The sequence below is a fragment of the Streptomyces sp. NPDC050759 genome (assembly GCF_044456945.1).
GTDB lineage: Bacteria > Actinomycetota > Actinomycetes > Streptomycetales > Streptomycetaceae > Streptomyces.
Window position 1 is genome coordinate 331,215 of the sequence record NZ_JBITGI010000007.1, and the last position, 18,619, is coordinate 349,833.

The following is an 18,619-nucleotide window of genomic DNA, read 5'->3' on the forward strand; positions in this document are numbered from 1 at the left end:
GACGTTGACATGCGAGCAATAAGCGCAAAACTGCTGGTCACAGCTTTGCGCTGCTCACAGGGCCGCTACGGCGGCTGTTTTCTGCTGGGGGTCCGGGGGCCGCGCGGCGGTAGCCGCATATCGACTCAGCCCCCGGGAAAAAGCAGTACGGGTACGCCGTTGAGTACCGCGTTGCCCGAGAGCGGGTCGAGCAGGCTGCCGTCGAGGAGCTGGTTGACGTTGACGCCGGGGTCCTTGAGGGCGTGGCTGAGCCGGGTGCCGGGCCGGTTGTGGCCCCAGCCGTGCGGCAGGCTGACCACGCCGGGACGCACCCCGTCGGTGACCTCGGCCTCGGTGACCACCTCTCCCCCGGCGCCCTTGACCCGCACCGCGGCACCGTCCTTCAGCCCGAGCCGCTCGGCGTCCTCGGGGTGGATCTGCAGGGTGCAGCGGTTGGTGCCGCCGGTGAGGGCGGGCACGTTGTGCATCCAGCTGTTGTTGGAGCGCAGGTGCCGGCGGCCGACGAGGACGAGCCCGTCGGCCTGGTGGCGCAGGGCCTCGCGCAGCCGGGGCAGGTCGTCCTCGATGGGCTGAGGCAGCAGTTCGACCTTGCCGCTCCTGGTCTTCAGCGGCTGCGGCAGCCGGGACTCCAGCGGTCCCAGGTCGATGCCGTGCGGATGCGCGAGCAGCTTGGTGAGGCTCAGGCCGTCCGGTCGTACGCCGAAACCGTCGCCGTAGGGGCCGAGGCGCAGCATCATGTCGAGCCGCCGCTCGGGGCCGGTGTCGCCGGCGAGTTGGGCGGTGAGTTCGCCCGGCTCGCGGCCGTGCACGGGCGAGTGGGCGTCCTTGACGGCCTTGCCGAGGGTCTGGCCGATGACGAGGTCGTCCACGGCGGACGGGTCGGCGCCGTGCATGCCGGTCGCGGCGAGGACCAGCCGGGCGAGGATCTCGGTCTCCGCCATCCGGCCGGGCTCCAGCGGGACGGCGGGGCGGGTGTAGCGGACCTGGTTGCGCACGGCGAGGGTGTTGAAGGCGAAGTCGTGGTGCGGGCTCTGGGAGGGCGGGGGCGGCGGCAGCACGACGTGGGCGTGGCGCGAGGTCTCGTTCAGGTACGGGTCCACGCTGACCATGAAGTCGAGCGAGCCGAGGGCCTTGTCGAGCCGGTCGCCGTCGGGGGCGGACAGCACGGGGTTGGCGGCGACGGCGATCAGCGCGCGGACCGGCTCGCCCTCCGCGGTCGCGGTGTCGATCTCCTCGGCGAGTGCGGAGAGCGGCAACTCACCCTTGGCCTCCGGGTGTCGGCTCACCCGGGAGTGCCAGCGCCCGAGCGCGAATCCGTGGCTGGGTCCCGCGGGCCGGGGCGTCCGGTCGGTGGCCGCCTGCGGGAACAGCGCGCCGCCGGGCCGGTCGAGGTTGCCGGTGAGGATGTTGAGCACGTCGACGAGCCAGCTGGCCAGGGTGCCGTGCGGGACGGTGCAGCTGCCGATACGGCCGTATACGGCGGCCGTTGGCGCTGCGGCCAGTTCGCGAGCGAGGGCACGCGTCACGTCGGCGCCCACGTCACAGGCGTCGGCGACGGCTTCGGGAGTGAAGTCCTGGACGGCTTCCCGGAGTTCGTCGAGCCCCTGGAGGTGCGAGGTCAACTCCCCCGTGTCCACGAGGCCTTCCTCGAAGAGCACGTACGCCATGGCGGCGAGAAGCAACGCGTCCGCACCGGGCCGGATGGCGATGTGCCGGTCGGCGAGCTTCGCGGTGCGGGTGCGGCGGGGGTCGATGACGGTGAGGGTGCCGCCGCGGGCCTTGAGCGCCTTGAGCTTGCCGGGGAAGTCGGGGGCGGTGCACAGACTCCCGTTGGACTCCAGGGGGTTGGCGCCGATCAGCAGGAGATGGTCGGTGTGGTCGAGGTCGGGCACGGGGATGGCGTTGGCGTCGCCGTACAGCAGCCCGCTGGAGACGTGCTTGGGCATCTGGTCGACCGTGGACGCGGTGAAGACGCTCCGGGTGCCGAGCCCGGCGAGCAGCACCGGCGGGTAGAGGGCACCGGCCATGGTGTGCACGTTGGGGTTGCCGAGGACGACCCCGACGGAGTTCGCCCCGTACCGGTCGACGACGCCCCGGATTCCGGCGGCGACCGCGTCGAAGGCCTCCTCCCAGGTGGCCTCGCGCAGCTCCCCGTCCCGTCGCACGAGGGGGGTGCGCAGCCGGTCCGGGTCCCCGTCGACGGCGCCGAAGGAGGCCCCCTTCGGGCAGATGAACCCCTTGCTGAACACGTCGTCACGGTCGCCGCGGGCGCCGGTGACCCGGGTCCCCTCGATGGTGAGCGTGAGACCGCACGTGGCCTCGCACAGGGGGCAGATACGCAGAGCGGTGCGGGACACGGGTCCTCCCGGGGCAGCGGTGCCTGTCCAGGTGAGCATACCGACCGGTAGGGATGGACGGGAGGGGTTGTGGACGGTCAGTCCAGAACCCTCGCCAGATAGGCGCGCAGCAGCTCCCGGGTCTCCTGGATGATCCGCTCGTCGCCCTCGGGGGCCATCCGGAAGGCCAGGTGGACCAGGGTGTCGGCGGTCTCCACGGCGATGAGGAAGGTGCGGCGCAGGTCGTCGTCCGGTTCCCGGGCGAGGTAGCCGGAGAGGAGGTCGGTGAGGCGGTCGGCGACCCGGTGGTTGGGTTCCGCGTGGCGGGCGCCGACGGGGATCTGGTTGCCGAAGTCGACGAGGGAGAAGCCGGGGGCGGTGCGTTTCATGGCGAGGTACTCGTCGAGGACGACGTCCATCGCCGTACGCCAGCCTCCCTCCTCGCCCGACTCCTTGAGGCGGTCGGTGACGCCCTCCGTGAAACGCTCCAGGTTGCGCTGGGCCAGTGCGTCGACCATCTGCCGCTTGTTGCCGAAGAAGCGGTAGACGGAGCCGATGGGCACGCCGGCGCGCAGGGCGACGGCGCGCGTGCTCAGGTCGTCGTAGCCGACCTCGTCGAGCAGGTCGGCGCAGGCGTCGAGGATTCTGGTCAGCCGTTCGGCGCTGCGCCGCTGCACGGGAGCACGGCGAAGCGAGGTCGCTTGGGGCACGGGCTTCATGATGCCTTTCCGCCGTGGTCCGGAAAACCCTGCCACCTGGTACGGGGCCGGGGGCCCGCGGCACTCATCGGCCACCGCCGGCACTCGTCGCGAGCCGCGCGCCGGAGGCTGCGCCGCCTTCCGGGCCAGGGACACCGCCGCCCGCACTCGCCGTGGCCCGCACTTCCCAGGCACCCCCACTCGCACTCAGAGCGGGCGGCGAACCCGAAGCCGCCTCACCCGCACTCGCGCCGCCCAGCCGGCCCCGGACACCGCCGCCCGCACTCGCCGTGGCCCGCACTTCCCAGGCACCTCCACTCGTAGCCAGGACGAGCAGCGAGCCCGAACCGCCGGCGACCACACGCGTGGCGGCCCGCGACACCGAGCCGCCGCCCCCACTCCCCCCGGCCCGCGATTCCGAGCCGCCGTCCCCACTCCCCCCGGCCTGCGGGTCCAAAGCGCCGTTCCCCGTCCGGTGAGGTTCCGACGCCGTCACGTCCGCCGTGCTCTCCACCGGGTCGCCGTCCACGGCCCACACGGTGCCGTCGTCGGCGTACAGCCTGGCGGTGACCTTGTGGGTGCCCTGGGGGACGTACGCGGCCGCGAGGCGGCAGGACGGGGTGCGGAGGGTGGTGACGGGGCGGTCGTCCACGAAGACGACGGCGATTCCGCGGCCGGAGACCGCCTTCGCCTTCGTCCCGGCGGGCGAGAACGTGAAGTTCTCGACGGTCAGGCGCACCGACCAGCTGTCGTCGGTGTTCGGCTGCACCTCTATGCCCACGTCGGGGGCGTTGTCCTTGCCCACCTCACGGTAGTGGCGCCCCTCCTCGTCGGTGTCGTCGAGGACCTTGCCCACCGGTGAGACCGACTGTCCGTCCCTGCGCTCCTGCGCCCCACCGGCGCCACAGCTCACGGATCCGGTCACCAGCACGACACAGACCGCGAGCAGGGCAATGAGTCCCCGCGTCCACGACATGCCGGCGAGCGTAGAACACAGGTCCGACACCGCGAATCCCCCTGGGGTCTGGTTCTCGCTCTCCTCCCTGAGGAGGTCACCGCGGGAAAATCGGTTCCACGGAACGGCCTCTTGCGCCGATGAAACCGCAATCCTACGGTGTTCCATAGGAATCAGACCGCAAGGGAGCGATCATGAGCGGGGACGCAGCGATCACGCGCGGCGACGCACGCAAGGCCGCCGAGGGCCTGGCCCACCTCTCCGGATTCGGCAACGAGCACGCCTCGGAGGCCGTCCCGGGCGCCCTGCCCGAGGGCCGCAACGCCCCGCAGCGCGCCCCCCTCGGCCTGTACGCGGAGCAGCTCAGCGGTACGGCCTTCACCGAGCCGCGCGCCCACAACCGCCGCTCCTGGCTGTACCGGATCCGCCCCTCCGCCGCGCACCCGGCGTTCACCCACACCCACAACGGCCGGATCCGTACGGCCCCCTTCACCGAGTCGGTCCCGGACCCGAACCGGCTGCGCTGGAACCCCCTTCCGGAGCCGGCCGAGGGCACCGACTTCCTCGCCGGTCTGTGGACCCTCGGCGGCAACGGCGACGTCACCCAGCGCACCGGTATGGCGGTGCACCTCTACCACGCCACCGATTCCATGGACCGCGTCTTCAGCGACGCCGACGGCGAGCTGCTGATCGTCCCGGAGCGCGGCGGGCTGTCGCTGCGCACGGAGTTCGGACTGCTGCATGTGGAGCCGGGCCATGTGGCACTGATCCCTCGTGGGGTCCGCTTCCGTGTCGAGCTCCTCGACGAGTCGGCCCGGGGTTATGTGTGCGAGAACTACGGGGCACCCTTCCAGCTCCCCGACCTCGGCCCGATCGGCGCCAACGGCCTCGCCAACCCCCGCGACTTCCGGGCTCCCGTCGCCGCCTACGAGGACGTCGAGGGGCCGGTGGAGGTCGTCAACAAGTTCTGCGGCAACCTCTGGACCGCGACCTACGACCACTCCCCGCTCGACGTGGTCGCCTGGCACGGCAACCATGTGCCGTACGTCTACGACCTGCGCCGCTTCAACGTCATCGGCAGCATCTCCTACGACCACCCCGACCCGTCGATCTTCACCGTGCTGACGTCCCCGTCGGACACCCCCGGGCTGGCCGGCGTCGACTTCGTCGTGTTCGCACCGCGCTGGCTGGTCGGCGAGGACACCTTCCGGCCGCCGTACTTCCACCGGAACGTGATGAGCGAGTACATGGGACTGATCGAGGGCGCCTACGACGCGAAGGCCTCCGGAGAAGGGGGCTTCGTGCCCGGGGGCGGCTCGCTGCACAACATGATGTCGGCGCACGGGCCGGACCGGGAGACGTTCGACCGGGCGAGCGCGGCCGAGCTGAAGCCGCAGAAGGTCGACGACGGGCTGGCGTTCATGTTCGAGACGCGCTGGCCGGTGACGCTCACCGCGCACGCGGCCCGGGCGGACCATCTCCAGCCGCACTACGACGACGTGTGGCGCGGCCTGGAACGTCACTTCCGCCCGTTGCACTGACCGATCCGCGGAAGGTACGGATAGCCCGTGACCTCCTTCGCCCCGGACTCGATCGTCCTGAACCGCAAGCTGCCGCTCTGGTACCAGGTGTCGCAGTCCCTGCGCGCCTCCATACTCGGCCGCTCACCCCAGGACCCGCTCCGCCTGCCCACCGAGGAACAGCTGGCCGGCCACTACGGCGTGAGCGTGCTGACCATGCGGCAGGCCCTGAAGGAGCTGGAGGACGAGGGGCTGATCACCCGTCACCGCCGCCGGGGCACCTTCATCGAGCCGGACGCCCGCCGGGGCACCCCCGTCCGGCTGCTCGGCTCCGTGGACGCGATCGTGGCCCAGCAGTCCGGCATGACGACCGAGCTGCTGGAGCACGGCAAGTCACCCGTTCCGCCCGGACTCGCCGAGCACTTCCCGGACTTGGACGAGGTGGCCTCGTACCACCGACTGCGCAGCGACGAGCAGACGGGCGAGCCGACCAACCACGCCCGCAACTACGTGCGCCCCGAACTGGCCGCGCGCATCGACCCGTCGGATCTGGCGCGCTGGCCGATGACCAAGGTGCTGCGGGACGTCGTCGGGGCGGACATCAGCCGCATCACGGACACCGTGGAGGCGCGTCTCGCGGACCCGGAGACCGCCCGGCTGCTCCAAGTCCCGCTGCTCAGCCCGATCCTGCACTACACCGGGGTCACCTACGACACGGCCGGCCGGGTGCTCGACGCGGCGGTGATCCACTACCGGGGCGACCGGTTCTCGTTCACCGTCACCCTGGACGCCACGTGACCGCACTGTCTGTCACAGGTCGTACGATGCCCAGCGTGACGCACGACGACGCTCCGCCGCTGGCGGACCTCATGCCGTGGTCCGTCGCACCGCCGCGGCTCGGCCGGGGGTGGCCGACGGGCCCCGACGCGGCATCCCTGAAGGCCCGCTGGGACGCCCTGCTGAAGGCCGAGGGACCCGACCGGGAAGCCCTGTTCGAGCCCACCCGCTCCCGCACCCTGCGCTCGGCGGTCGGGCAGCTGCCGGGACGGACGGGCGGCACCGAGAAGCTCGCGCGCGCCACCGGCCCCTGCCCGGAGCCGGTACGGGTCCTGCGCGGGCCCTTCGACGAGCAGTGGCTGATCCCGGACCACCGGCTGATCGACGCGGCCCGGCCCGAGCTCTGGCGGGTGGCGGACGAGGACCAGGTGTTCGTGGTGGAGACCCCCACGGACGGACACGGCCCCCAGCTCCTGGCCACCTCCCTCCTCCCCCTGCTCCGCCCCGGCCGCATCCGCCCCCTGTTCCGCCGCCCGGGCGGCACGGAGCCGAACCTGGCCCCGGGGCTCCTGAAGCACCTGCGGACGCGCCTCGGGATCACGGTGGAACCCCTGGACGTCCTCGCCTGGATCCTGACGGCGGTCCGCCCGGACCTCACCGTCCCGCTCACCGACGACCCCGAACTGTGGTCCCGCGGCGTGGAGTCGGGCCACCGCGTCCTCTGGCTGATGCGCCGTGACGGCGACCGCCCGAAGCTGCCCGGAGGCCGCCGCCCCTACGTCCGCGCCCCCCTGCCGTCCCGGCCCCTGACCCTCGACTACGACCGCGACGAGGAGGCCCTGCTGCTGGACGAGGGCCGCATCTCCCCCGTACCGCCGAAGGCCTGGGACTTCGAGGCCGGCGGAGTGCGGGTCCTGGAGCAGTGGTTCACGGCCCGCGTCACGGAACCGGAGCCGGGCACGCTGGCCGCGATCCGTCCGGCGACCTGGCCGCAGCCGTGGACGTCGGAGCTCCTCGAACTGATCACCGTGCTGGCCCTGCTGGCGGACCTCCAGCCCTTCCAGGACGAGTCGACGTCCCGGATCACGGCGAGAGACCTGCGCGAGGCGGGCGTCCTGCCGGTCCCGGACTCGGCCCGAAAGCCGGCCTCGGTCCTGGACGGGCACGAGGAGGGACCGGAGGGGCAGCTCACCCTGCTCTAGCCTCTGGGGGCGAAGCCGTCCAGGACACGCTCCAGCATCCGCTCGAACACCGCGTCCAGGTCGATCGGCCCGGCGTCCTCCATGAACGACGCCGCCAGCCGCGGATACGCCCCCGACGCCACCTGACTGCCGAGATACGCGATCCGGACGGCGTTCTCCTGTTCCTGCGTCCACGGCAGCGACCGCACCCGCTCGGCCGTGGACAGCTCGTTCGAGACGTACGTCGTCACGCACCCGTTGAGCATCGCGACCAGCTCGATCTTCGTGCCGTTGGGGACGTCCAGCGGGTCGAGGCAGGCGAGGCAGTGCTCCAGGTAGCGCAGGGCGTTGGGGCTGAAGCCGTACACCCCTGACATCAGCCGCACCATCCAGGCGTGCCGGTGCATGAGCGCCTTGGTCTGGCGCGCGTTGCGGAGCATGTCGGCCCGCCAGTCACCGGTCGGCTCGAACAGCTCGTGCTCCCCGCTGACCGCGTCCACCATCAGCTCGTACAGGTCCTCCTTACGGGGGACGTAGTTGTACAGCGACATCGTCCCGCAGCCCAGTTCGGCCGCGACATGCCGCATGGACACCGCGTCCAGGCCCCCGTCATCCGCGAGCCGCACCGCCGCGGCAGCGATGTCCGCCCTGGCGAACGCGGGTTTGGGCCCACGCCCCGTCCGCTCGGGACGTGCCCAGATCACTTCGGGTACGGCCGCTCGGCCCGCCATCGATCATCACCTCTGCCACCATCCTAGTTACGTACAGCGTACGTAGTGCGCTATGGTCACGCCATGACTTCTACGTACGCTGTACTTAGTGAAGGTCTGGAGAAGCGGTTCGGGGAGGTCCACGCCCTGCGCGGGCTCGATCTCGCGGTCGCCCCGGGCACGGTCTGCGGCATCCTCGGCAGCAACGGGGCGGGCAAGACCACGGCCGTGCGCCTGCTGACCACGCTGCTGCGGCCGGACGCCGGCTCCGCGCGGGTCGCCGGACACGACCTCGTCCGGGAGCCGGAGGCGGTACGCCGCGCCATCGCCGTCACCGGGCAGTACGCCTCGGTCGACGGGGACCTCACCGGGCGGCAGAACCTCCGGCTGTTCGCCCGGCTGCACCGGGTGCGAGGGCCGGCCGAGCGGGCCGCCGAGCTGCTCGACCGCTTCGGTCTTGCCGAGTCCGCCGACCGGGCCGCGTCCACCTACTCGGGGGGTATGCGCCGCCGTCTGGACCTGGCGGCGAGCCTGATCCGCCGCCCCGAGATCCTGTTCCTCGACGAGCCGACGACCGGTCTCGACCCCGCCAGCCGCACCCTCATCTGGGACGCCGTGCGCGAGCTCACGGCGGACGGCACGACGGTGCTGCTGACCACGCAGTACCTGGAGGAGGCCGACCAACTCGCCCACGACATCGCTCTGGTGGACAAGGGGCGGGTCGCGCACACGGGTTCGCCGTCCCAGCTCAAGGCGTTGATCGGGGCGCACGTCGAGATCGTCGTCGCGGACGCGGACGTCCTGGCGAAGGCGGCCGGTGTGCTCGACCAACTGACCGGCGGGGAGCCGTCGTTCGACCACGAGCGCAACTCGGTCGGCGCGATCACCCGGGACACCACGCTCACGCTGCCCCGGCTGGTGCGTGAACTGGACGCGGCGGGCGTGCCGTTGCTCGACGCGAGCATCCGACCGCCGACCCTCGACGACGTCTTCCTGCGACTCACCAAGGAGGTTGCGGCATGAGCATGTTGGCCCACGACGGCACCGCGATGCTGGGCCGTCAGCTGCAGCGGATCCGCAACACCCCCGGACTGCTGATCCTGACCCAGACGATGCCGATCACCATGCTGCTGTTCTTCGGCTACGTCTTCGGCAGCGCGCTGGCGATGCCGGGCGAGGAGTACCGGTCCTTCCTGGTGCCGGGCCTGCTGGTGGCGACCGCGGCGAACGGGATCATGACCGGGATGTTCCAGGCGGCCCAGGACGTCCACCGGGGCGTCACGGACCGGCTGCGCACCCTGCCGATCAGCCGGGCGGCCGTACCGCTGGGGCAGTCGGTCGCTGACGTGCTGGTCACCGCCGCCGGCATGGTGCCGTTCCTGCTGGTGGGGCTCGCGGTGGGCTGGCGTGTCGAGAAGTCCGCGCTGCAAGCGGTGGGCGCCATGGGGCTGTTGCTGCTGTTCCGGTTCGCGACGACCTGGATCGGCATCTTCCTCGGCCTGCTCACCCGGAGCGAGGAGGCCGCCGGACAACTGGGCGGTGCGACGTTCATCCTGCCGCTGCTGTCCAACGCCTACATCCCGACCGAGGGGCTGCCCGGCTGGCTGCGCACCCTCGCCGAGTGGAACCCGATCAGCGCGGTGACCACGGCCCTGCGGGACCTGTTCGGCAACGCCCCGGTGCCGGAGGGGGCCGCCTGGCCGGTGGCCCATCCGATCGCCGGGTCACTGATGTGGTGTGCGGTCCTGCTCGCGGTCTTCGCACCGCTTGCCGTACGGCGGTATGCACACGGCGAGGGTTGAACGCCTCTTGCCGGGAGGGGAGTTCGGGCCCTGCCGGGGCCCGGGCCGACCTCGCAGTGCATGACAGGTCTGGTGTGCTGGTGGACTGCGGTGGGGACGTGCCCCGCGCTCGACCGACTCACCTGGATCGTGCCGCATGCCGTGGGGATGACGGACGGGAGGGCAGCACGACGCCGGGGTGGTGCGACCGGCCGAGCGCGGTTCGGGACGTCCGAGCCCAGGGGCCCGGCGAGCCGTAGGGCTCAGCGCCCGCCGAACAGCGAACGGCGCAGTCGGCGCAGGGGCGCGAACAGCGAGACACGGCGCACCCGCGCACCCCTGTCGCTGCGCTCCTGCTTGGTGGTGTCACGCGCGGTCAGCTCACGCATCAGTGACGTCGCCTCTGCCGCCTCGCCCTGCGGGACGGCAGGTCCCGACAGCACCGAGAGATGGCGGTCGAGGCGCGAACTGGTCGCGCTGCTCCCGCAGGTGATCGCAGGGACCCTCGCCCTGCGCACTGCTATCTGTTCCATGTCACTCCCCACCCGTACGAGTCCACCCGGCCCGGGCAGGGTAACCCTATCGCCCCGTCGGGGCACACGTGTATCGGCGTCACAGGATTCACCTTCCCCGTAAGGGTGTTGACGACCCCTCCATGATTACTCTCCGAATCCGACCGATTTCAGGGCGAGTTGGACAACCGGCTGGGTAGTGGGCTGCGGGGAGCCCCCATCGGGCTCGACGGTCACAGCGAGTGATGTCGCGGACTTGTCGAGTCCGGTCGCGACCAAGGGCGTGTCGGCGGCGAAGAGCCCGAGGGATCGCGGTTGCTCGTCAGGGCGCATGAGCCACAGCTGCCGCACGCGGCCGCTCGGGGGCGCGCTGTACCCGCTCAGGGTGACGACCGCGCGCCCCTCCGATGCGGAAGCGATCACTCCGATGGTTCGGCCCTGTGCGTCCTGCCCCCGGGTCGCTCGGGCGTCCGCGGCCTGGAGAACGTGGGCGATCTCACTGGCCTGGGCCTTCTGAGCGTCCAGTTCGTCCTGTGTCCGGTTGGCCTGGACGGCGAACAGCGAGGCGACGACGAGAGCCGCCGCCGCGGTGGCCGTCGCGAACGGTACGAACAGGGGACGCCTCCGACGGGGCCTGGGCGGCGGCTGGGCGCCCCAGACATGGGGCGGCAGCTGCGACTTGCGCGCCCGTACCGGCTCCGGCCGCGCTCGGGCCGGCTCCGGCCGCGCCCGTCCCTGCTCCGGACGTACGGCGGGCTCCTGGGGGATGGTGCGGACGGCGGACAGCACCCGGTCGCGCATCGCGAGCGGCGGTGGAGCGGCGGCCGACCACGCGAGCCGTACCGCGTCCTCGGACAGCGCCCGCACTTCCGCCGCACAGCTGTCGCAGTCCCTGAGGTGCCTCTCGAAGCGGGCCCGTTCGGCGGGCTCCAGCGCGTCGAGGGCGTACGGGGCCGCGAGGGAGTGGAGGTCTTCCCGGCGGAAGAGGCTCATGCCACACCTCCCAGGCACTCCCGCAAGCGGGTCAGTCCGTCACGCATCCGCGTCTTCACCGTTCCCAGCGGCAGAGAGAGCCGCTCGGCCACTTCACGGTACGTGTAGCCGTCGTAGTAGGCGAGGGTGACGGACTGGCGCTGGAGTTCGGTCAGCCGCTCCAGGCACCGGCGCACCCACTCGCGTTCGAGGCCCGCCTCGACCTCCTCGGTCACCTGGTCGAAGGCGGGGTGGTGGGCCCGGCGTGCCTCGCGCTGCTCGCGTTCACCGGCCGCGCGGGCGCTGCGCACCCGGTCGACGGCTCGGCGGTGCGCGAGGGTGAGGACCCAGGACAGCGCGCTGCCCCGGCGCGGGTCGAAGCGCGCGGCGGACCGCCAGAGTTCGAGCAGCACCTCCTGCGACACCTCCTCCGACTGCGCCGGATCACGCACCACACGCCGTACGAGCCCGAACACCGGCCCCGCCACGAGCCCGTAGAGCTCCTCGAATGCCTTCTGGTCCCCGCCCGCCACGAGCATCAGAAGCTCGTCCGCTTCCAACTCGTCGCCCCCTCCCGCAAAGCCGCACCTGGGCCGTCCCGTCCCACGAGGTATTCGCAACGAACACACCTCCGGATGGGGTTACGGATCAGAACGTCGAAAACGCGGGTCGAGCAGCAGAAAAGAAGTTTTGAGATTCGACCAATCCGGCCCGCCCACCACTCCGAATCACCGGGCGTCAGGCAAGTTGGACTGAGGACGGACGGCATGACACCTATCTCCAGGAGCGGCTCGGGACGCAGGAGTCTCGCGACCCTCGTATGTGGTGCGCTGGCCGCCGGAGGGCTCGCAGCCGCCGGTGTGGCCACGCTGGTACCGGGGGCGGCCTCCGCCTCCAGCCACCGGGAGGCCCCGCTGATCTCGGGCGACCCCCAGTACGACAACACGGACGTGTACGCGTTCGTCAGCCCCGACAAGCCCGACTCGACGACGATCGTCGCCAACTGGATCCCCTTCGAGGAGCCCGGCGGCGGCCCGAACTTCTACCAGTTCGCCGAGGACGCGCAGTACGACCTCCACATCGACAACAACGGTGACGGTCAGGGCGATCTGCTGTACCGCTTCACCTTCAAGACCCACGTCAAGAACAAGAAGTCGTTCCTGTACAACACGGGCGCGGTCGAGAGCCTCGACGACCCCGACCTGAACGTCACGCAGACGTACGACATCGAGCTGTTCCAGCTGAAGAACCAGAAGGTCAAGTACAAGACGAAGCTCGCCGACGACATCCCGGTGGCGCCGTCGAACGTCGGCAAGGCCTCCATGCCGAACTACGAGAAGCTGCGCGACCAGGCGGTCTACAAGCTTCCCAACGACTCGACGTCGTTCGCAGGCCAGGCCGACGACCCGTTCTTCGCCGACCTGCGCGTCTTCGACCTGCTGTACGGCGGGAACCTCACCGAGGTCGGCAACGACACGCTCAAGGGCTACAACGTCAACTCGATCGCCCTGCAGGTCCCGACGGACATGATCGCAGAGTCCTCGCACCAGCCGATCGTGGGCATCTGGTCGACGACCCAGCGCAAGAACGCGCAGGGGTACTACTCCCAGGTCTCGCGCCTCGGCAACCCGCTCGTCAACGAGGTCGTCAACCCGCTGAAGGACAAGGACAAGTTCAACGCGTCCTCGCCGTGGGACGACGCGCAGTTCCTGAAGAACGTGACCAACCCCGAACTGCCGAAGCTCATCGAGGCGATCTACAAGATCCCCGCCCCGAAGGAGCCCCGCAACGACCTCGTGGACGTGTTCCTCAAGGGTGTGAAGGGGCTGAACCAGCCGCCCTACGTGCGCCCCGCGGAGGAGCTGCGCCTCAACACGTCCATCAAGCCCACCGATTCTCCGAAGCGGCTCGGTGTGCTTGATGGCGACAACGCCGGGTTCCCGAACGGACGGCGGCTGACGGACGACGTGATCGACGCGTCGCTCCAGGTCGTCGAGGGTGAGCTGGTCGGGTCCAAGAACGACCTCGGTGACGCGGTCGACAAGAACGACAAGGACTTCGAGAAGTCGTTCCCGTACGTGGCACTGCCGACCGAGGGCTCCCGGGGGCCGCTGGCCAAGGGGACGACCTCGGGCAACGACGTCCGCAACCAGCTCGGGGACGCGCTGTCCCCGGCGGGTGCCTCCGGTTCCGGCGACAACATGTCCCTGATCGCCGGCTCCGCGGGAGCGGGTGCGGCCGGGATCGTGCTCATCGGGGCCGCGCTGATGTGGTGGCGCCGGATGCGGCGACGGGCCTACTAGGCCCTGCTGCTCCCTATTACTGGCGCGGCCCGCACGTACTCATCCCCCACAGTGCGGGCCGCGCCGCACACACGATCACGATCTGACTAGGAGAGGGCAATGTCCGGGTCTACGACCGACAGCGCACCCGAGAACGAGCACAGCGGATCGCCGGAGACCGTGGAGCCCTCTGCCGAGTCCGAGGACCACAGGGTCGCCGCCGTGCGGCGGGTCTCGGAAGCCGGGCGGCGCTGGCGGGCCGCTCAACTCACCGGTTGCGCGGCCCTGTTGGCCGTCGCGCTGACCGGTGGGTCGATCGCCTTCGGGGCGCTGCGGGACGGCGGGACCACCACCGTCGCCAGTACGTCCGCGGCGCTCTCCCCCGGGCTCATGGCCGGCGGGGACCTCGACGCGGGCATCAAGACGCTGCAGTCCCATCTCCGCAGCCAGCCCCGGGACTTCGGCGGCTGGGCCACCCTCGGACTCGCCTATGTCGAGCAGGCGCGGACCAAGGGTGATCCCTCCCGGTATCCGCAGGCCCAGCAGGCGCTCAAGAAGTCGCTGGAGCTGAAGGCCGACAACGAGCAGGGCCTCGCCGGCCTCGCCGCGCTCGCCGCCGCCCGGCACGACTTCAAGGATGCCCTGGCCTACGCCGACCGGGTGCTGAAGCAGAACCCCTACAGCGAGCGCGCCCTGTCCTCCCGGATCGACGCCCTCGTCGAACTCGGCCGCTACGACGAGGCGTCGAAGGCGGCCGACCTCGCGGACGAACGGCGGCCCGGCATCCCGGTGTTCACCCGCTACGCCTACGTCCACGAGCTCCGCGGCGACGTCCGTACCGCCCGCACGGTCCTGGAGGGGGCCCTGTCCACCGCGACCACTCCGGGAGACATCGCCTACGTGGCCACCGCGCTGGGCCAGCTCGCCTGGAACCAGGGCGACTACGACACGGCCCTGACCGACTACGCCCGCGCCCTCGCCGCCGACGACGCCTACCTTCCCGCTCTGGAGGGCCGGGCCCGTGCCCAGGCCGCGAGCGGGGACCGCGCGGCGGCGATCAAGGGCATGGAGGCCGTCGTGGCCCGGTATCCGCTGCCCGGGCCGCTCGTCGGGCTCGGGGAGCTGTACGAGGACCGGGGCGCCGACGGCGACGAGGCGAAGGCCAAGGACCAGTACGCGCTCGTGGACGCCTGGACGGCCCTCGCCCGGGCCAACGGCGTCAACGCCGACCTCGACACCGCGCTCGCCGCCGCCGACCACGGCGACAAGGCCTCCGCCCTGCGCGCCGCCCGCGCCGAGTGGGCGCGCCGGCACACCGTGCACACCGCGGACGCCCTCGCCTGGGCCCTGCACGTGAACGGGCGTGACAAGCAGGCCCTGCCGTACGCCCGGCAGGCCACCGCCACCGGCTACCGCAACGCCTCCTTCCTCTACCACCGCGGGATCATCGAACTCGCCGCGGGCGACCGGAAGGAAGCCAGGAGCCATCTCGGCGCCGCCCTGAAGCTCAACCCCGGTTTCTCCCCCCTCGGCGCCCGCGAGGCCCGCAAGGCTCTCAAGGAGGCGTCCAAGTGAGGCCCCGCCGTCTGTTCGCGTCCCTCACGGCCGTCCTGACGGCGGCTTGTGCGCTCGCGCTGCTCCCTTCCAGCAGCGCGAGCGCCCACCCCCTCGGCAACTTCACCGTCAATCGGTACGACGGTCTCGTCGCCGGCCCCGGCGCACTCCGCGTCGACCACGTCGAGGACCTCGCCGAGATCCCGGCCACCCAGGCCAAGCCGGACATCGAGAAGCTCGGCATGACCCAGTGGGCGGCTCAGCGCTGCCGGAAGGCGGCGGAGGGCGCCAAGGTCACCGTCGACGGCCGTACGGTCGCCCTGACCGTGAAGACCAGCCACGCGCGCGTGCGTCCCGGTCAGGCCGGGCTCGACACCCTCCGCCTGGAGTGCCGGCTGACCGCCCCGCTGCCCGAGGACACCACCGTCGCCCTCGGCTTCCACAGCGCGGGCACCGACTCCGGTCCCGGCTGGCGTGAGATCACCGCGCGCGGCGACCGGACGACGCTCACGAGGTCGGACGTGCCCACGACGTCGGTCTCGGACGAACTGACCACCTACCCGCAGGAGTTGCTCTCCTCCCCCGCCGACACCGTGACCGCCTCGCTGCGCGTGCGGCCCGGCGGTCCCGCGCTCACGGAAGAGCAGTCGGACGCCCCCGCCGCCTCCGTACTGCCTCGCGGCGCCGACCGCTGGACCCGCGCCCTGGACTCCCTGGTCGCCCGGCACGACCTCACCCTCGGCTTCGCGGCGCTCGCCCTGCTCATCGCGGTCGCCCTGGGCGCGATGCACGCTCTGGCCCCGGGGCACGGCAAGACCCTGATGGCCGCGGTGGCGGCGGCTCGCGGTGGCAAGGCCCGGATGAAGGACGTCCTGCCGCTGGCCGCCTCCGTGACCGTCACCCACACCCTGGGCGTGGTCGCGCTGGGTCTCCTCGTCACGGCCGGCTCGGCAGCGGCCCCCTCGGTGATCGCCTGGCTCGGCATCGCGAGCGGGGTGCTGGTCACCGCGGCGGGCGTCACCCTCCTGCGCCGGGCCCTGCGCACCCGCGCCCACCAGCACGGACACACTCACGACCACTCGCACGACGCCGGGGAGCCCGAAGAGCGCTCCCTGGTCCTGGTCGCCGCCCACACGGAGACCGTCCCGGCGACGGCAGGGACCGAGACCCGGACACACGCGCCCGCGCCCGCCCACACCCACGACCACCCGCACGGGCACGGCCACACCCACGATCACGACCATGACCACCCGCACCCCCCCCCCCATCCCCACCCCCACACCGTCGAACACACGCACGGCGGCTTCAGCCACACCCACGCCGTCGCCCCCACCCTCCGCGGCACGATCCTCCTCGGCTTCGCCGGTGGTCTCGTGCCCAGCCCCTCCGCCGTCGTCGTGCTCGTCGGTGCCGCCGCGCTCGGGCAGGCCTGGTTCGGTCTGCTGCTGGTCGTGGCGTACGGCGTCGGACTGGCCCTGACCCTGACCGCGGCCGGATTCGCCGTCGTCAGGCTGGGCAGTGGGGTCACACGGCTGCTGGACAGGCGCCCCCGCCTGGCCGCCAGCCCGGTGACCGCCCTGGTGCGCAGGACCGCGCCCCTGATGTCGGCGTTCGTCGTGGTGGCTCTCGGGGCAGGATTGGTGCTCAAGGGGGCGGCATCCGCACTCGGCTGAGCTACTTTTGTACAGAAATGACAGGCACCGAATTCACGCGCACCATCACGCGGAGTGGAGATTTCGCCCGGATGCGAATGGGGGACGCCCGTGTCCGAAGAACCGGGCAGTGAACGAGTGATCGCGGGCCGCTACCGACTCCTGTCCCCGCTCGGCGAGGGCGGCATGGGAACCGTGTGGCGCGCCCGCGACGAGGTGCTGCACCGCGAGGTCGCCGTCAAGGAGGTGCGCGCGCCGCACGGACTGGCGACGTCCGAGGTCGAGCGGCTGTACGCCCGCCTCGAGCGCGAGGCGTGGGCAGCGGCACGGGTCGCCAACCGCAACGTGGTGACCGTGTACGACGTGGCCACCCAGGACGGCCGCCCGTGGATCGTCATGGAGCTGGTGCGCGGCATCTCGCTCGCCGAGCTCCTGGACGCGGAGGGCCCCCTCAGCCCGCAGCGGACGGCGCACATCGGCGCCGAGGTGCTCTCCGCGCTGCGCGCCGCGCACGAGGCCGGGGTGCTGCACCGGGATGTGAAGCCGGCCAACGTGCTGCTGTCGAACGACGGCCGCGTGGTGCTCACCGACTTCGGCATCGCCCAGGTCGAGGGCAGTTCGGCGCTGACGATGACCGGCGAGGTCATCGGCTCGCCCGAGTTCCTCGCCCCGGAGCGGGCGCTGGGCCGCACTCCGGGTCCGGAGTCCGACCTGTGGTCGCTGGGCGTGCTGCTGTACGCCGCCGTGGAGGGCAACTCCCCCTTCCGGCAGAACACCCCGCTCAGCACCCTGCGCGCGATCGTGGACGAGGAGCTGCCGCCGCCGTACCGGGCCGGCCCGCTCACCCCGGTGATCGAGGGGCTGCTGCGCAAGGATCCGGCGGAGCGCCTGCCGGCCGACCGGGCCGAGCAGGAGCTGCGGATCATCGGGGCGGGCGGCACGCTTCGGGCGGACGCCGTGCAGGCGGGACCGTACGCCCCGACCGTGGCGGCACCCTTCCCGCAGGAGCCGCCGACGGCCCCCTACCGTCCCGCGCCCACGCCGGCCTCCACCCCCGTCACGACCTCCGGGCCCCCGCCACGCAACCGCCGCGCGGGCGTCGTCCTGGTCGTGGGGTTGGTGGTCCTCGCCCTGGCGATCGCGGGGCTGACGTACGGGCTGCTGAACCGTGACAACGGCGACAAGGACGGGTCGACCGCCAAGGACACCGATCCCGCGGTGAGTTCACCCGCACAGACCAAGACGGACGAGCCCAGCGACACCCCCTCTCCGAGTCAGAGCGAGAGCACCACGAGCGCGCCCCCGCCGCAGTCGGTGGACGTCTCCCTGTCCGGTTCGAACACCGACTACACGGGCAGCTGTCCGCCGGACAAGTCGGCGGCGCCCAGCTTCACGGCCACCTTGTCGGTCGGCCGGCTCCCGGCGACGGTGACCTACCGCTGGGTGTCGAAGAACGGCTCGGTGAACGGCGGTTGGAAGACGCTCACGTTCCCGGCCGGTGGCGGCAGGACGCAGCAGGACAGGCGGTTCGTCACCACCGAGGACGACAGCGGGACGTTCGAGGACACCATCAGCGTGGAGGTCCGTGACCCCGTCGAGAAGACGTCCAACTCGGTCCCGTTCTCGCTGACCTGCGTGACGGAGACCCCGTCCGACACGGACGAGGCCTCCCCCACCGAGTCCCCGTGA

At 71.7% G+C, this 18,619-nt stretch carries 16 protein-coding genes; 9 read left to right on the forward strand and 7 right to left on the reverse strand.

Annotated elements, in window-relative coordinates; genetic code table 11:
* Positions 1 to 125 precede the first annotated feature (125 nt).
* The 3 genes from ACIBJB_RS22910 to ACIBJB_RS22920 all read right to left on the reverse strand — a co-directional run bounded on the left by ACIBJB_RS22910 (position 126) and on the right by ACIBJB_RS22920 (position 4,010).
* Positions 126 to 2,357, reverse strand: a complete 2,232-nt coding sequence (locus ACIBJB_RS22910) for a molybdopterin oxidoreductase family protein (protein ID WP_398932943.1) — start codon at positions 2,355 to 2,357, stop codon at positions 126 to 128.
* 77 nt (positions 2,358 to 2,434) lie between these two features.
* Entirely contained in the window at positions 2,435 to 3,055 is a 621-nt protein-coding gene (locus ACIBJB_RS22915; protein WP_398932944.1) for a TetR family transcriptional regulator, read from the reverse strand.
* Between the two features lie 64 nt (positions 3,056 to 3,119).
* On the reverse strand, positions 3,120 to 4,010 hold the full coding sequence (locus ACIBJB_RS22920) for a hypothetical protein (RefSeq protein ID WP_398932946.1): 891 nt from the start codon (positions 4,008 to 4,010) through the stop codon (positions 3,120 to 3,122).
* Between the two features lie 173 nt (positions 4,011 to 4,183).
* Between ACIBJB_RS22920 and hmgA the strand changes: the two genes are divergently transcribed.
* Genes hmgA through ACIBJB_RS22935 form a run of 3 tightly spaced genes read left to right on the forward strand, consistent with a single transcriptional unit; the run spans position 4,184 to position 7,488 of the window.
* Positions 4,184 to 5,530 carry a homogentisate 1,2-dioxygenase gene (gene hmgA, locus ACIBJB_RS22925; RefSeq protein WP_398932947.1) on the forward strand — a complete coding sequence of 449 codons (1,347 nt, stop codon included), beginning with the start codon at positions 4,184 to 4,186 and terminating at the stop codon, positions 5,528 to 5,530.
* 27 nt (positions 5,531 to 5,557) lie between these two features.
* Positions 5,558 to 6,307 (forward strand): GntR family transcriptional regulator, encoded by a 750-nt coding sequence (locus ACIBJB_RS22930; RefSeq protein WP_398932948.1) that lies wholly within the window; start codon positions 5,558 to 5,560, stop codon positions 6,305 to 6,307.
* Between the two features lie 26 nt (positions 6,308 to 6,333).
* On the forward strand, positions 6,334 to 7,488 hold the full coding sequence (locus ACIBJB_RS22935; RefSeq protein WP_398932949.1) for a type ISP restriction/modification enzyme: 1,155 nt from the start codon (positions 6,334 to 6,336) through the stop codon (positions 7,486 to 7,488).
* Here the strand turns inward: ACIBJB_RS22935 and ACIBJB_RS22940 are convergent.
* Entirely contained in the window at positions 7,485 to 8,198 is a 714-nt protein-coding gene (locus ACIBJB_RS22940) for a TetR/AcrR family transcriptional regulator (protein ID WP_398932950.1), read from the reverse strand. The two genes, ACIBJB_RS22935 and ACIBJB_RS22940, sit on opposite strands and share 4 nt — an antisense overlap.
* A 63-nt stretch (positions 8,199 to 8,261) precedes the next feature.
* Here ACIBJB_RS22940 and ACIBJB_RS22945 point away from each other — a divergent pair, with 63 nt between their 5' ends.
* Complete coding sequence (locus tag ACIBJB_RS22945) at positions 8,262 to 9,200, forward strand: ATP-binding cassette domain-containing protein (protein ID WP_398932951.1); 939 nt, start codon at positions 8,262 to 8,264, stop codon at positions 9,198 to 9,200.
* Positions 9,197 to 9,979, forward strand: coding sequence for an ABC transporter permease (locus ACIBJB_RS22950; protein ID WP_398932952.1), 783 nt, complete (start codon positions 9,197 to 9,199; stop codon positions 9,977 to 9,979). The genes ACIBJB_RS22945 and ACIBJB_RS22950 overlap by 4 nt, the downstream gene beginning before the upstream one ends.
* Before the next feature lie 242 nt (positions 9,980 to 10,221).
* Here ACIBJB_RS22950 and ACIBJB_RS22955 read toward each other — a convergent pair whose 3' ends face one another.
* The 3 genes from ACIBJB_RS22955 to ACIBJB_RS22965 all read right to left on the reverse strand — a co-directional run bounded on the left by ACIBJB_RS22955 (position 10,222) and on the right by ACIBJB_RS22965 (position 12,002).
* The gene (locus ACIBJB_RS22955) at positions 10,222 to 10,491 is read right to left on the reverse strand and encodes a hypothetical protein (RefSeq protein ID WP_398932953.1); all 270 of its coding nucleotides are present in this window, start codon (positions 10,489 to 10,491) and stop codon (positions 10,222 to 10,224) included.
* Positions 10,492 to 10,617: 126 nt separating this feature from the next.
* Positions 10,618 to 11,463 carry an anti-sigma factor domain-containing protein gene (locus ACIBJB_RS22960; RefSeq protein ID WP_398932954.1) on the reverse strand — a complete coding sequence of 282 codons (846 nt, stop codon included), beginning with the start codon at positions 11,461 to 11,463 and terminating at the stop codon, positions 10,618 to 10,620.
* Positions 11,460 to 12,002, reverse strand: a complete 543-nt coding sequence (locus ACIBJB_RS22965; RefSeq protein WP_365647275.1) for a sigma-70 family RNA polymerase sigma factor — start codon at positions 12,000 to 12,002, stop codon at positions 11,460 to 11,462. The genes ACIBJB_RS22960 and ACIBJB_RS22965 overlap by 4 nt, the downstream gene beginning before the upstream one ends.
* Before the next feature lie 207 nt (positions 12,003 to 12,209).
* On the opposite strand from ACIBJB_RS22965, the gene ACIBJB_RS22970 reads away from it, so the two are divergent.
* The 4 genes from ACIBJB_RS22970 to ACIBJB_RS22985 all read left to right on the forward strand — a co-directional run bounded on the left by ACIBJB_RS22970 (position 12,210) and on the right by ACIBJB_RS22985 (position 18,619).
* Positions 12,210 to 13,745 (forward strand): DUF4331 domain-containing protein, encoded by a 1,536-nt coding sequence (locus ACIBJB_RS22970; RefSeq protein ID WP_398932955.1) that lies wholly within the window; start codon positions 12,210 to 12,212, stop codon positions 13,743 to 13,745.
* A 99-nt stretch (positions 13,746 to 13,844) separates the two neighbouring features.
* Positions 13,845 to 15,299 carry a tetratricopeptide repeat protein gene (locus ACIBJB_RS22975; protein WP_398932956.1) on the forward strand — a complete coding sequence of 485 codons (1,455 nt, stop codon included), beginning with the start codon at positions 13,845 to 13,847 and terminating at the stop codon, positions 15,297 to 15,299.
* Complete coding sequence (locus ACIBJB_RS22980; RefSeq protein WP_398932957.1) at positions 15,296 to 16,951, forward strand: sulfite exporter TauE/SafE family protein; 1,656 nt, start codon at positions 15,296 to 15,298, stop codon at positions 16,949 to 16,951. The genes ACIBJB_RS22975 and ACIBJB_RS22980 overlap by 4 nt, the downstream gene beginning before the upstream one ends.
* 90 nt (positions 16,952 to 17,041) lie before the next feature.
* Positions 17,042 to 18,619 (forward strand): protein kinase, encoded by a 1,578-nt coding sequence (locus ACIBJB_RS22985; RefSeq protein ID WP_398932958.1) that lies wholly within the window; start codon positions 17,042 to 17,044, stop codon positions 18,617 to 18,619.